We start from the raw sequence: 12,973 nt of genomic DNA on the forward strand, positions 1-12,973 counted from the left end.
TCAGTGAGCCCCATCGTTGGGGCCCTCCCAGGCGGCCTGGGCAGCGGTGAGTCGTGGTAGCCGGTGCTTGAACCCGCAAAGGATTTCCCAGGGGATGGTCTGGCAGCGGTCGCTCCAGTCGGAGGGGGTGATCTGTTGGTCACCGTCCCGGCCCAGCAAGGTCACCACCGAGCCCACGTCCAGGCCCGGGCAGTCGGTGACATCGAGCACCAACTGGTCCATGGTGATGGCCCCCACCTGGGGCAGGCGCTGGCCCTGGAACAGCACCTCAAGCTGGTTGGACAGCTGGCGCGGCACACCATCGGCGTAGCCGATGCCCACCACCGCCAAGCGGCTGGGCCGGGAGGTGTGGAACCGGTGGCCGTAGCTCACCCCCACTCCCGCACCCACCTCCCGGATCAGGCTCACCCGGGCGTGCAGGGTCATGGCCGCCTCCAGGGGGATGGCGCCGGCCAGGTGGGCGGCGGGGCTGTGGCCGTAGAGGGCGAGCCCCACCCGCACCAGGTCGTAGTGGAGCCCGGCGCTGCGCAGGGTGCCCGCGGAGTTGGCCAGGTGGCGGCTGCCTGCCTGCAGGCCGAGGTCGTGCAGGGCGCGCAGCACCGTGTCGAAGCGCTGCTGCTGTTGATGGGTGAGGCCATCGTCCTCGAGGGGGGCGGCATCGGCGCTCGCCAGGTGGGAATACACGCCCTTGAGTTCAACGGCCTCCAGCTCCGCCAGGGCCGTCACCAGTCTGGGTCCCTCCTGCCAATCGGCCCCAAGCCGCGCCATGCCGGTATCGAGTTTCAGCTGCAGGGCCATGGACCGGCCCTGGCCGCTGGCGAGGTTCTGGCAGAGCAGGGCTTCCCGCATGCCGCTGATGGTGGGCATCAGTTGCCAATGGAGGCAGCAGCGCAGTTCTTCCACCTGGCTGAGGCTGCCCAGCACCAGAACCGGCGCCTGGATTCCGGCCCGGCGCAGTTCGATGCCCTCGGCCAGGGTGGCGACGCCGCATTCGCTGGCCCCGCCGGCCAGGGCGGCCCGGGCCACCGGCACCGAGCCGTGGCCGTAGCCATCGGCTTTGACCACGGCCATCAGGCTGGTGCGGGGGCCGATGCAGCGTTTGAGGCTGCGGGCATTGGCGGTAATCGCCGCGGTGTCCACTTCCACCCAGGCCCGTTGGCGGGCCATCTCGGCCTCGGCGGCCGCACCGTTCCAACTGGCCTGGGTGGATGTGGTGGCCTGGGTCACGGATCCCACCGAAGATTGCGCCTAGCATGCCGCCCAACACGGGTGCTGGCATGGGCCACGTTCTCGTTCTGAATGCGTCCTACGAGCCCCTCAACATCACTACCTGGCGCCGTGCCGTGGTGATGGTGCTGAAGGGGAAGGCCGAGGGGCTTGAACATGATCCGGCCCGCAGGATTCGCGACGATACCTGGCTGCCCACGGTGATCCGGCTGCGCCATTACGTGCGGGTGCCCTACAAACCACTGCCGCTCACCCGCCGCAACCTCTTCCATCGCGATGGCCACCGTTGCCAGTACTGCGGCACCTGCAGCGACCAGCTTTCGGTGGATCACGTGGTGCCCCGCAGCCGGGGTGGCCTCGACACCTGGGAGAACGTCACCACCGCCTGCTTGCCTTGCAATGTGCGCAAGGGCAACCGCACGCCCCGGGAGGCGGGCATGCCCCTGGCCAGGCAGCCCCATCGCCCCCTCAGCAGCCTCAACTTCGAGGCCAGTCGCCACATCTCTGCCGGCCTGCATGGGGAGTGGGCCAAGTATGTGATCGGCGCCTGAGCCGATCAGCGGGCCACCTCCTCGGCCAGTTCTTCCAGTTGGCGGCTCTGGTCTGCGGCGATGCAGGCCCCGATCAGATCGTGCAACTGGCCATTGAGCACGGGCTCCAGGGAAAAGTTGCGGCCCAGGCGGTGGTCGGTGGTGCGGTTGTCTTTGTAGTTGTAGGTGCGGATCTTTTCGCTGCGATCGCCGCTCCCCACTTGGGCCAGCCGGGCAGAACGCTCCTGGGCATTGGCCTCGGCCAGTTGGCGCTCGTAGAGCTTGGCGCGCAGGATCTCGAAGGCCCGTTCGCGGTTTTGCAGTTGGGAGCGTTCCTGGGTGCAGAACACCCGGATGCCAGTGGGTTTGTGCAGCAGGTCCACCGCCGTTTCCACCTTGTTGACGTTCTGACCGCCCGCACCGCCGGAGCGGGCGGTGCTGATCTCAATGTCGGTGGGATCGATCTGCACCTCCACGGGGTCGGCTTCCGGCATCACGGCCACAGTGGCAGTGGAGGTATGCACCCGGCCCTGGGATTCGGTGGCGGGCACCCGTTGCACCCGGTGCACGCCAGCCTCGAATTTCAACTGGCTGAACACCCCCTCCCCCTGGATGGCCAGGATCAGTTCTTTGTACCCCCCCAGTTCCGCTTCTGAGGCGCTCACCGGCTCCACCCGCCAGCCCACGCTCTGGGCATACCGCTCATACATGCGGGCCAGATCGCCGGCCCAGATGGCCGCCTCATCACCCCCTGCGCCGGCTCGGATCTCCAGCATCACGCTGCGCTCGTCCCGGGGATCCCGCGGCAGCAGGGCCAGGGTGAGCCGGTCGCGCAGGCTGCTGATGGCGGTTGCCAGGCTGGCGAGCTCGTCGGTGGCGAGCTCTTCCATGGCGGGGTCGCCTCGATGCTCCTTCAGCAGGGCGCGGGCTTCCTGCTCTTCCAGTTCGAGCTTCTGGAGTTGCTGGTGGTCCTGCACCAAGGGCTCCAGGCGGGCGCGCTCCTGGGCGATCGCCTGCAGCTGGCTGGGGTTGGAGGCCACGGCGGGATCGGCCAGCTGCCGTTCGAGGGTCTCGAAGGTGCGGCGGGCCGTGTCCAGGCGCTCATGCAGCAGGGAGGGGTCCATCGGCGGGGCGGAGCGGGGCCTGGAGGGCTCCAGACAAGACAAAGCCGGATGCCCGAAAGCACCCGGCCAGGGGATTGGAAGTCAATCGCGATCAGGCCAGGCCGAACTCAGGCTTCGGCTGCTGCAGGGGTGGCTTCAGCGGCGGCAGCTGGGGCCGGGGCTTCGCTCTTGGCGGCCTTTTTGGCGCCCGAGCTGGAGCCGGCTTCGGCTCCGCCCATGCCGTACTTGCGCATGAAGCGGTCCACCCGACCCTCGGTGTCCAGGATCTTCTGGGTCCCGGTGTAGAAGGGATGGTTGCCACTCCACACGTCGACGTGGATCTCGGGCGAGGTGGAGCCGGTGGTCATGACCACCTCTCCGTTGCAGATCACCTTGGCATCGGGGTACCAGGTGGGATGGATGTCGGCCTTGGGCATGGCAGGAAGGGGCTGATGGCGAAGAGAAGAAATCAGCGCTTGGAGAACTGAGGAGCCTTACGGGCTTTCTTCAGGCCGTACTTGCGGCGCTCCTTGGCGCGCGGGTCGCGGCTGAGGTGGCCTTCGGTCTTGAGCGGTTTGCGGTTGTCGGGGGACAGGTCGCACAGGGCCCGGGCGGCGCCCTGCTTGATGGCATCGGCCTGGCCGGTCAGGCCACCACCGCGCACATTGACCAACAGGTCATACTCGGCGGCCAAGCCGAGGGTCTGCAGGGGGGCTTTCACCGCCGCCAGGTAGACGGGGTTGTAGTTGAGGTAGTTATCGCCAGGGCGACCGTTGATGGTGACGGTGCCGTTGCCGGGAACCACACGCACGCGGGCAACGGCGGTCTTGCGACGACCCGTACCCCAGTAGACGACTTTGTTGGTGCTCATTGGGCTGCGGTGGCGGGATCGAGGGCGAGAACCTGGGGCTGCTGGGCGGCATGGGGATGCTCGGTGCCCTTGTAGACCTTCAACTTGCGGAACAGCTGACGGCCCAGGGCGTTGTGGGGAAGCATGCCCTTGATGGCCTTCTCCACAATGCGCTCGGGGATCCGGGCCTGGAGGTGCTCGAAGGTTTCGGTTTTCATGCCACCGGGCCGGCCCGAATGGCGTCGGTAGATCTTTTGGGTGGGCTTGTTACCGCTCACCCTCACCTTGTCGGCGTTGATGACGATCACAAAGTCGCCGGTGTCGAGGTGGGGGGTGTAGCAGGGCTTGTTTTTGCCGCGCAACACCTGGGCCACTTCGCTGGCCAGGCGACCGAGGGTCTGATTCTCCGCATCCACCAGATACCACTGGCGGTCAAGGGAATCAATGGAGGGCAGGGGGGTCTTGTTCATGTCGCCTGATCAGGCACCGGCAGGCCGGAAGTTGGGGCAGGACAGCTGGTCGTTGGAAACCCAACGCCCGGTTTCAGTGACCTTACCGCCTGGCCTGCGCGCCCCCGGATGGCAGCGGCGCGGGTTGGGCGGACGGGACGGCTGAAGCAGGCTGGAGATCCGGTGAATCGGAGGTCTCGAGCTGAAACCGCGGTTGGCAATCATACCAGGCGGGTCTGGGGAAGACTTCGCTGGGATAGCCCACCCGCAGCAGGCACAGGCCCTGGGGCGGCGCGGCCTCCTTCACCTCCACCCGGCGGCACTCCCGCCAGCGGCGTTCGAAGGCCATGCGGCTGAGCCGGCCCTCGCCCACCGCCACCAGCTGGCCCATCACGAGGCGCACCATGCCGTAGAGGAAGCCGCTGGCCTGCAGCTCCACCGTGATCAGGTCACCCTGGCGCTCCAGGCACACCTCCTGCAGGGTCGTGCGTCCATGGGCCCGGCGGCTGCCGGCCCGCTGGAAGGCCGAGAAATCGTGCTCCCCCAGCATGGCCTCGAGGGCCAGGCCCATCGCCTGGTCGTCGAGCCGTTGCTGGTATCGCTGCCAGCTCCAGGGGGCCAGGAACAGATTGGGAGTGCGGGCGTTGAGGATCGTGTAGCGGTAGCGCCGGTAGGTGGCGCTGAAGCAGGCGTGCCAGGTGTCGGGCACCGCTGCGGCTGCCCGGATACGAATCGAGCTCGGCAGCCGTCCGTTCAGGGCCTTGGGCCAGCGCTCCGGCGGGATGGGCCCGGCGCTGTCGAAGTGCACCACCTGGGCCGCGGCGTGCACCCCGGTGTCGGTGCGGCCGGCTGCCATGGTGCGGGCGGGGCCATGGGGCTCCAGCCCGGCGATCGCGCTCTCCAGGGTCTCCTGCACGCTGGGGGCATTGCGCTGGCGTTGCCAGCCGCAGAAGGCACTGCCGTCGTATTGCAGGCAGAGGGCGATCCGGTGCAGGGAAGGGTCGGGGGGAAGGGCCGGCTCCATTAAAAAACCGCGGTGGATGGTCTCCACCGCGGCGCTGTTAACGAGCCCTCGGGGGACTCAAACCAGCTCGATGATGGCCATTTCGGCATTGTCGCCACGGCGGGGCACGGTGCGGATGATCCGGGTGTAGCCGCCCTGGCGCTCGCCATAGCGTTCCTGGGCCTTGTCAAACAGGGCGTGGACCAGCTGCTTGTCGTAGATGTAGCCGATGGCCCGGCGACGGGCCGCCAGGCTGCCGTCCTTGGCCAGGCTGATCATGCGCTCGGCTTCATCGCGGAGGGCCTTGGCCCGGGCCTTGGTGGTGGTGACCCTGCCTTCGCGAATCAACTGGGTGGTGAGACCACGCAGCATGGCTTTGCGTTGGTCGGCGGGGCGTCCCAGCATGGGGACTCGGCACTGGTGTCGCATGGGACTGGGGCTGGTGAGATGGCGTGTCGGGAAACGGGGCCGCCGGTCAGGCGCTGGTGCGGCTCTGGGGCAGGGTGATGCCGATGCGCTCCAGCGCTTCGATCACCTCATCGGCTGACTTGGAGCCGAAGTTCTTGATCTCCAGGAGATCTTCGTAGCTGAAGCCCATCAGGTCGGACACGGAGTTGACCTGGGCGCGCTTCAGGCAGTTGTAGGCCCGCACCGAGAGGTTGAGCTCTTCGAGGGGAATCTGGGCCTCGGCGGAAGGCTCCGGCTCAAGGCCAGGCTCCTCCACCATGGTGAGGCTGGCCAGGGGCTGGAACAGGGCGATCAGTTGGTTCGCGGCCTGGGCCATGGCGTCGTCGGGGGTGACGCTGCCGTTGGTTTCGATCTCCAGGCGCAGCCTTTCGCGGGCGGAGCCGCCCTCACCCACGGCGGTTTCGTCGACGGTGTAATTGACGCGGCGCACCGGTTTGAACACCGCATCGATCTGGAGCAGGTCGATGGCACTGGTGTCTTCGCTGTGGCGATCGACGGGCCGGTAGCCCACGCCGCGCTCCACATGCACTTCCATTTCCAGGCTGTGGCCTTCGGCCACGGTGGCGATCAGCCGGTCGCCGTCGATCACCTGCACCTGGGAGGAGAACTGCAGGTCGGCGGCGGTCACCGTGGCCGGACCATTCACCACCAGACGGCCGATCTCCAGTTCGCGATTGCGGCTGTTGACGGAGATCTGCTTGCAGTTGAGCAGGATGTCGAGCACGTCTTCCCGCACACCGGGCACGGTGGCGTACTCGTGGTTGACACCGGAGATCCGCACGGCGGTGATGGCGCTGCCTTCCAGGCTGCCAATCAGGACGCGCCGGAGGGCGTTGCCGAGGGTGGTGGCCTGGCCGCGATCGAGCGGGCCGATCAGGAAGGTGCCGGTCTGGGACCGGTCTTCGGCGACCTGGTGCTCAATCCGATCAATTTGGTAGTGCAGCACGGTCTGAAGGGTCGAAAGGGTGAAGGAAGCCCCGGGGGCAAGCACGAGACGACGGGTCAGACGCGACGGCGCTTGGAGCGACGGCAGCCGTTGTGGGGCAGCGGCGTCACGTCGCGGATCAGGGTGATTTCCAGGCCGGCGACCTGCAGGGCGCGAATGGCGGTTTCGCGGCCGGAGCCGGGGCCACGCACCAGCACTTCGATCTGGCGCATGCCCTGCTCAAGGGCACGGCGGGCAGCGGCCTCGGCGGCGGTCTGGGCGGCGAAGGGGGTGCCCTTGCGGGCTCCCTTGAAACCACTGGCGCCGGCGGAGCTCCAGGAGATCACCTCACCGGCCGTGTCGGTGATCGACACGATGGTGTTGTTGAAGGTGCTCTGGATGTGCGCCACGCCGTTGGGCACGTTGCGCTTCGTTTTCTTGGCGCCGGATTTTTTGGCTGGCTTTGCCATGGCGGAAAGGCCTGCTGGTGCAGGAGGTGATCAGAGAACGTGAAGGGGGTCGCTCTGGTGACGCCGGGAGCTCGAACGGGTGAACTGACCGGAGGGACAGAACCTGAACAGCGGTTGGCGGCAGGGCGAGGGGCAGAGAGAGGAAGGCGGAACGCCTTACTTCTTCTTGCCGGCCACGGTTTTACGGGCACCCCGGCGGGTGCGGGCGTTGGTGCGGGTGCGCTGGCCACGCACGGGCAGGCCCATGCGGTGACGCCGGCCGCGGAGGCAGCCGATGTCCTGCAGACGCTTGAGGGCCATGCCCTCCTGGCGGCGCAGGTCGCCCTCCAGGGTGAAGCTCTCGGCGGCGCCCCGCAGCTTCTGGACGTCGGCGTCGCTGAGGTCCTTCACCCGGATGTCCGGGTTGACCCCGGACTTGGCCAGGATCTTCTGGGCACGGGTGAGACCGATGCCATACACATAGGTGAGGGCGATCTCAACGCGCTTTTCGCGAGGGATATCAACGCCGGCAATCCGAGCCACGTGGGAAATCGATGAGGGGGCAGGAGGCCCCGCCGAGGCGGAGCGGGAAGGAAGGGTTGGGCAGCTGGCCCCCAGGCGGGGCTGGCCGGGGCTGGTCAGCCCTGGCGCTGCTTGTGCTTGGGATTGGTGCAGATCACCATCACCCGGCCATGGCGACGGATCACCCGGCACTTGTCGCACATCTTCTTGACTGAGGCACGCACCTTCATGGGCGTTGTGCTCTCCGAATTTGCAAACCGACAACCTACCACACGGGTCAACGCCCTCCTGGACTCAACCCAGCAGGCCGGTGATGCGCGCGGCGATCTCATCCACCAGGCCGTTGGCCTCTACGGCCTGGAGCAGCCCCTTCTCCTCGTAATAGCGGATCAGGGGGGCCGTCTGCTCGCGATAGACCTCCAGGCGGTGACGGATCACGGCTTCGTTGTCGTCGGCGCGGCCCCGGGCCAGCAGGCGCTGGATCAGCACGGCGTCATCGAGTTCCATCAGCACCACCAGGTCGATCGGTTGCTGCAGCTCGTCGAGCAGGGCGCCCAGGGCTTCGGCCTGGGCGCGGTTGCGCGGGAAGCCGTCGAGCAGCCAGCCGCCGCCGCCGCTGGCCGCCTGCGCTTCCAGGCGGCTGCGCACGATGGCCAGCACCAGCGCATCGCTCACCAGTTCCCCGCGGGCCATCACCGCTTCGGCTTCCTGGCCGAGGGCGCTGCCGGCGGCCACTTCAGCCCGCAGCAGATCGCCGGTGGAGAGGTGAAGCAGGTTGTGGCCTGCGGCCAGCTGCTGGGCCTGGGTGCCCTTGCCGGCTCCGGGGGGGCCGAGGAACAGGAGACGTTGCTTCATGGCAGGGGAGGAAGCGGGGATGGAGACGGAGAAGGGAGGACCGGAGTGCGGCGCATCACTGCCGCACCATGCCCTCGTAGCGCTGGGAGATCACGTAGGTCTGCACCTGCTTGGCGGTGTCGATTGCCACCCCCACCAGGATCAGCAGGGAGGTGGCGCCCAAGCCCTGGAAGGTGCGCACCTGGGTGGCACCCTCTACGGCGGAGGGGATGATCGCCACGGCGCCGAGGAAGACGCCGCCCAACAGGGTGAGCCTGTTCTGCACGCCGCTGAGATAGTTCGCCGTAGCCGAGCCTGGGCGAACTCCTGGGATCGCCACGCCACTGCGTTTGAGGTTGGTGGCAATGTCCACCGGATTGACGGTGAGCGAGGCGTAGAAGAAGCCGAAGCCGCAGATCAGGGCAAAGAACACCAGGGCGTAGAGCCAGGGGGTGCTGCTGTTGGGGTTGAGGTAGCCCGCCAACTGGATCAGCCAGGGGCTGCGGGTGAGGTTGGCGATCGTGAGCGGCAGGAACACCACCGCCGAGGCGAAAATGATCGGCATCACGCCGCCGGCGTTGAGCTTGAGCGGCAGGTAGCTCTGGCGTGCGGAGAGCATGCCCGCCCCGCCCACTTGGCGCTTGGCGCTCACGATCGGGATCCGGCGGTTGCCCTCCTGCACGAAGATGATTCCCACGATCGTGAGCAGGAAGACCAGCACCAGCACCACGATGCCGCCGACGGTGCTGCGGTCTCCGCTCTGGGCCAGCTCGATGGTGGAGCCCAGCGCCTTGGGCAAGGTGGCCACGATGTTCACGAAGATCACCAGGGAGGCCCCTTGGCCGATGCCCCGCTCGGTGATCACCTCACTGATCCACATCACCACCATGGAGCCGGTCACCAGGGCCAGGGCTGTCTGGATGACGAACACAGGCTCCGAGAGTCCTTCGGTGGCGTACTGCCGCAGGATCAGGGCAAACACCAGGCTCTGCAGGATGCCCCAGCCCAGGGCGACATAACGGGTGATCTGGGCGATCTTGCGGCGGCCGGCCTCGCCTTCGTTCTTCTGGAGGTCTTCCAGCTGGGGCAGGGCTGCGGTGAGCAGCTGGATGATGATCGAGGCGTTGATGAAGGGCAGGATCCCGAGGGCGAAAATCCCCAGGGTGGAGAGGCCGCCTCCGGTGAAGATGTCGAGGAAGCCGATCAGCTGGCCGCCACGGGAGAGGAACTCCTGGAAGGCCACCCGGTCGATGCCGGGCATCGGGATGTAGATGCCAAGCCGCACCAGCAGCAGCAGGCCGAGGGTGGTGAGCACCCGGTCGCGCAGGCCCTTCGACTGGATCAGTTGGCTGAGAATTTCCCCAGCACTGGGGTTGCGACCCCGGCTAACAAGCATGGCGGCGTGTGGTGGGCATGAAAAAACCGCCCGCCGGACTCTGGGAACGATCCCCGAATCCGCTGGACGGCTCAGACCTTAGGGCGGAGGGCCCCAAGGGGATCAGATGACTTCGCAGCTGCCACCGGCAGCTTCGATCTTGGCGCGGGCGCTGGCGGTGAAGGCAGCCGCCTGCACGGTCAGCTTGACCTTGAGGTCCCCGTTGCCCAGCACCTTCAGGGGGTGCTTGGGGCTTGTGACCAGGCCGTCCTTGACCAGGGAATCGAGGCTCACGGTGCTGCCGGCTTTGCAGTCGGCCAGCTTGGCCACGTTGATGATCGTGAATTCCTTCTGGTTGACCAGCTCAAAGTGCTTGAGCTTGGGGATGCGCCGGTAGAGGGGCATCTGGCCGCCCTCGAAGCCGGGCCGGGTGGGGCGACCGGAGCGGGACTTCTGGCCGCGCATGCCGAAACCGCAGCTGGCGCCCTGGCCGGCGGCGATGCCGCGGCCCTTGCGGAGCTTGCGGCGTCGGGCGCCGGCGTTGGGTTTCAGCGACTGGAGATTGATGCTCATGGCGAGGCCTCAGGAGTAGATCTGCTCAAGGGAGATGCCCCGCTCCTTGGCGGTCTCCTTGTGGGTCCGCAGGGCGGACAGGGCCTCCATCGCAGCGCGGGCGTTGTTCAGGGGGGTCTTGGAGCCGAGGCGCTTGGCCAGGACGTTCTTGATGCCGGCCAGTTCGAGCACCGTGCGGATCGAGCCCCCCGCGATCACACCGGTACCGGGGGCGGCCGGGCGGATCAGCACGCTGGCGGCGCCATCGCGGCCGTTGCTGAGGGTCGGGATGGAGCTGTGGCGGGTGAGGGGCACCTTCACCAGGTGCTTCTTGCCATCGGCCACGCCCTTGCGGACGGCACCGATCACATCGCCGGCCTTGCCGACGCCCACGCCCACCTGGCCCTTCTCGTTGCCGACGACAACGATGGCCCGGAAGCTCATCTTCTTGCCGCCTTTCACGGTCTTGGAGACGCGGCGGATTTGCACCACCCGCTCCTGCCATTCGGAGTCGCGCTCTTGACCGCCGCGACGGTTGTCGCGCCCGCGGCCCCCACCGCGGCGGCTGTCGCCACCCCGGCCCTCACCGCGGCCACCCCGGCGTTCCTGCTGGCCTTCGGCCGCTGCAGGCACATCCGATGCGGCCGGAATGTCGTTGGACTGAACTTGATCGTTGGTTTCGGTCATGGTGAGAGCAGGGATCAGAACTGAAGGCCCGCTTCCCGGGCGGCGTCAGCCAGGGCCTTGACCCGGCCGTGGTACAGGTTGCCGCCGCGATCGAAGACCACCTGCTGGATGCCCTTGGCAAGGGCCCGTTTGGCAACCAGCTCACCCACGGCCACGGAGGCATCGCAGGTGGCGCTGGTGGTGAGGCTGGTGCGCAGGTCCTTGTCGAGGGTCGATGCCGCACAGAGGGTGTTCTGGGCGTCGTCGTCGATGACCTGGGCGTAGATGTGGTTGTTGGAGCGGAACACGGCGAGCCTGGGACGGGCAGCCGTGCCAGTGAGCTGGCGACGCAGGCGGCGGTGACGCTTCTGGGTCTGCTGTTTGCGGGAGATGGAAGACATGGCGATACAGGGTAACGACGCTCAGGCAGACCTCATTTCTTACCGGTCTTACCGGCCTTGCGCAGGATGCGCTCACCCTCGTACTTGATGCCCTTGCCCTTGTAGGGCTCGGGCGGACGAATGGCGCGCACCTTGGCAGCTTCGTTGCCCACCAGTTCCTTGTTGGCCCCGGAGACCAGCACGGTGGTGTTGCCCTCAACGGCGAAGGTGACGCCCTCGGGGGGCACCATCTCCACCTGGTGGCTGTAGCCGGCAGAGACCACCAGCTTTTTGCCCTGGACGGCGGCGCGGTAGCCCACACCGACGATTTCCAGCTTGCGGGTGTAGCCCTGGCTGACGCCTTCCACCATGTTGGCGACGAGCGTGCGGCAGAGACCGTGGCGCTCACGGGAGCGGCGCGTTTCGCTGCTGGGGCTCACCACCAGGGTGTTGCCGTCCTGGGAGATCTGCACCCCATCGGGCAGGGTGCGGCTGAGTTCGCCCTTCGGGCCCTTCACGGTGACGGCCAGGCCATTGAGGCTGACGCTCACCTTGTCGGGGAGGGGAATCGGCGCTTTACCAATACGAGACATGGATCAACCTCCCAGGATCAGTAGACGTAGCAGAGCACTTCGCCACCGACACCCTGCTTGCGGGCGTCGCGGTCGCTCATCACTCCCTTGGAGGTGGAGATGATGGCCACTCCCAGGCCGCCCAACACTTTGGGCAGCTGGCGATTGTTCTTGTAGATGCGCAGGCCTGGCTTGCTGACCCGCTGCACGGAGCGGATCGTCGGCTGGCGGTGCTTGCCGCTGTACTTGAGCTCGACAACCAGGTGCTTCTGCACGCCCTCACCTTCTTCGGTGATGGCGGCGATGAAGCCCTCCTGCTGCAACACGTTGGCGATGTTGCGCACCAGACGGGAAGCAGGGATCTTGGTGGTCTCGTGACGCTTCTCACTCGCATTGCGGATGCGGGTGAGCATGTCGGAAATCGGGTCGTGATTGGCCATGGTCGGGTCCGAAGAGGGCTCAGTTGCTGCGGAACGGCATTCCCATCTCGCGGAGGAGGGCCCGGCCCTCTTCGTCGTTACGGGCGTTGGTCACGATCGTGACGTCCATACCTCGGATCGCATCGATTTTGTCGAAGGAGATCTCGGGGAAGATGATTTGCTCGCGGATTCCCAGGGTGTAGTTCCCCCGACCGTCAAAGCTCTTGGGGCTCACGCCGCGGAAGTCGCGGATGCGAGGCAGGGCCAGGTGAATCAGGCGCTCCAGGAAGGCGTACATCCGCTCGCCCCGGAGGGTGACGGCCACGCCGATCGGCATGCCCTGACGGATCTTGAAGCCGGCGATGGCCTTTTTGGCCCGGGTCACCACCACCTTCTGGCCGGTGATCGTGGCCAGCTCGGTGATCGAGGCCTCAAGGGCCTTGGCGTTCTGGGCGGCCTCGCCGAGGCCCCGGTTGACGGTGACTTTCACCACCTTCGGGACTTCGTGGATGTTGGAGAGATTCAGCTCCTTGAGGAGTTTCGGTTGAATCGTCTCCCGGTAGCGCTGTTTCAGTGACATGACGGGGGAGGGGTTGCGCTTCTGGTCGGGGTCAGAAGGCGGACAGGGAACGGGAGAAAGGTGAAGGAA

General features: G+C 66.9%; 20 protein-coding genes. 1 reads left to right on the plus strand and 19 read right to left on the minus strand.

From position 1 onward, the window contains the following. Positions 1-1,167: an alanine racemase gene (gene alr / locus H6G16_RS02625; RefSeq protein ID WP_190388841.1), complete on the minus strand. Its 1,167-nt coding sequence runs from the start codon at positions 1,165-1,167 to the stop codon at positions 1-3. A gap of 110 nt (positions 1,168-1,277) precedes the next feature. Here alr and H6G16_RS02630 point away from each other — a divergent pair, with 110 nt between their 5' ends. Next, on the plus strand, positions 1,278-1,778 hold the full coding sequence (locus H6G16_RS02630) for an HNH endonuclease (protein WP_190388778.1): 501 nt from the start codon (positions 1,278-1,280) through the stop codon (positions 1,776-1,778). A 5-nt stretch (positions 1,779-1,783) separates the two neighbouring features. Here the strand turns inward: H6G16_RS02630 and prfA are convergent, their stop codons facing one another. From prfA to rplE, 18 genes are all read right to left on the minus strand, one after another. Next, on the minus strand, positions 1,784-2,881 hold the full coding sequence (gene prfA / locus H6G16_RS02635; protein ID WP_190388779.1) for a peptide chain release factor 1: 1,098 nt from the start codon (positions 2,879-2,881) through the stop codon (positions 1,784-1,786). Positions 2,882-2,988: 107 nt separating this feature from the next. Next, complete coding sequence (gene rpmE / locus H6G16_RS02640) at positions 2,989-3,297, minus strand: 50S ribosomal protein L31 (protein WP_190388780.1); 309 nt, start codon at positions 3,295-3,297, stop codon at positions 2,989-2,991. Positions 3,298-3,329: 32 nt separating this feature from the next. Next, entirely contained in the window at positions 3,330-3,731 is a 402-nt protein-coding gene (gene rpsI, locus H6G16_RS02645) for a 30S ribosomal protein S9 (RefSeq protein WP_094560068.1), read from the minus strand. Continuing rightward, complete coding sequence (rplM, locus tag H6G16_RS02650; protein ID WP_190388781.1) at positions 3,728-4,180, minus strand: 50S ribosomal protein L13; 453 nt, start codon at positions 4,178-4,180, stop codon at positions 3,728-3,730. Before rplM ends, rpsI begins: the two co-directional genes overlap by 4 nt. Before the next feature lie 82 nt (positions 4,181-4,262). Then, entirely contained in the window at positions 4,263-5,183 is a 921-nt protein-coding gene (gene truA, locus H6G16_RS02655; RefSeq protein ID WP_190388782.1) for a tRNA pseudouridine(38-40) synthase TruA, read from the minus strand. 57 nt (positions 5,184-5,240) lie between these two features. After that, complete coding sequence (gene rplQ / locus H6G16_RS02660) at positions 5,241-5,591, minus strand: 50S ribosomal protein L17 (protein ID WP_094560065.1); 351 nt, start codon at positions 5,589-5,591, stop codon at positions 5,241-5,243. A gap of 46 nt (positions 5,592-5,637) precedes the next feature. Then, the gene (locus tag H6G16_RS02665) at positions 5,638-6,576 is read right to left on the minus strand and encodes a DNA-directed RNA polymerase subunit alpha (protein ID WP_094560064.1); all 939 of its coding nucleotides are present in this window, start codon (positions 6,574-6,576) and stop codon (positions 5,638-5,640) included. Positions 6,577-6,632: 56 nt separating this feature from the next. Next, positions 6,633-7,025 (minus strand): 30S ribosomal protein S11, encoded by a 393-nt coding sequence (rpsK, locus tag H6G16_RS02670; protein ID WP_010311626.1) that lies wholly within the window; start codon positions 7,023-7,025, stop codon positions 6,633-6,635. Positions 7,026-7,181: 156 nt separating this feature from the next. Further along, positions 7,182-7,547 carry a 30S ribosomal protein S13 gene (gene rpsM, locus H6G16_RS02675; protein ID WP_190388783.1) on the minus strand — a complete coding sequence of 122 codons (366 nt, stop codon included), beginning with the start codon at positions 7,545-7,547 and terminating at the stop codon, positions 7,182-7,184. Between the two features lie 95 nt (positions 7,548-7,642). Further along, on the minus strand, positions 7,643-7,756 hold the full coding sequence (rpmJ, locus tag H6G16_RS02680) for a 50S ribosomal protein L36 (protein WP_006173336.1): 114 nt from the start codon (positions 7,754-7,756) through the stop codon (positions 7,643-7,645). Between the two features lie 64 nt (positions 7,757-7,820). Next, positions 7,821-8,381 carry an adenylate kinase gene (locus H6G16_RS02685; RefSeq protein WP_190388784.1) on the minus strand — a complete coding sequence of 187 codons (561 nt, stop codon included), beginning with the start codon at positions 8,379-8,381 and terminating at the stop codon, positions 7,821-7,823. Between the two features lie 55 nt (positions 8,382-8,436). Beyond that, a complete protein-coding gene (gene secY, locus H6G16_RS02690) occupies positions 8,437-9,756 on the minus strand; it encodes a preprotein translocase subunit SecY (protein WP_190388785.1) in 1,320 nt (439 codons plus the stop codon). Between the two features lie 102 nt (positions 9,757-9,858). After that, complete coding sequence (gene rplO / locus H6G16_RS02695) at positions 9,859-10,308, minus strand: 50S ribosomal protein L15 (RefSeq protein ID WP_190388786.1); 450 nt, start codon at positions 10,306-10,308, stop codon at positions 9,859-9,861. 9 nt (positions 10,309-10,317) lie between these two features. Next, complete coding sequence (rpsE, locus tag H6G16_RS02700) at positions 10,318-10,974, minus strand: 30S ribosomal protein S5 (protein ID WP_190388787.1); 657 nt, start codon at positions 10,972-10,974, stop codon at positions 10,318-10,320. 14 nt (positions 10,975-10,988) lie between these two features. Further along, a complete protein-coding gene (gene rplR, locus H6G16_RS02705) occupies positions 10,989-11,354 on the minus strand; it encodes a 50S ribosomal protein L18 (RefSeq protein WP_190388788.1) in 366 nt (121 codons plus the stop codon). A gap of 32 nt (positions 11,355-11,386) precedes the next feature. Continuing rightward, entirely contained in the window at positions 11,387-11,926 is a 540-nt protein-coding gene (gene rplF, locus H6G16_RS02710; RefSeq protein ID WP_190388789.1) for a 50S ribosomal protein L6, read from the minus strand. Positions 11,927-11,943: 17 nt separating this feature from the next. Further along, positions 11,944-12,345, minus strand: a complete 402-nt coding sequence (gene rpsH / locus H6G16_RS02715; RefSeq protein WP_190388790.1) for a 30S ribosomal protein S8 — start codon at positions 12,343-12,345, stop codon at positions 11,944-11,946. A gap of 19 nt (positions 12,346-12,364) precedes the next feature. Next, a complete protein-coding gene (gene rplE / locus H6G16_RS02720) occupies positions 12,365-12,904 on the minus strand; it encodes a 50S ribosomal protein L5 (RefSeq protein WP_190388791.1) in 540 nt (179 codons plus the stop codon). Positions 12,905-12,973 lie beyond the last annotated feature (69 nt).

It is taken from the genome of Cyanobium sp. FACHB-13342 (genome assembly GCF_014697415.1).
Lineage (GTDB): Bacteria > Cyanobacteriota > Cyanobacteriia > PCC-6307 > Cyanobiaceae > Cyanobium_A.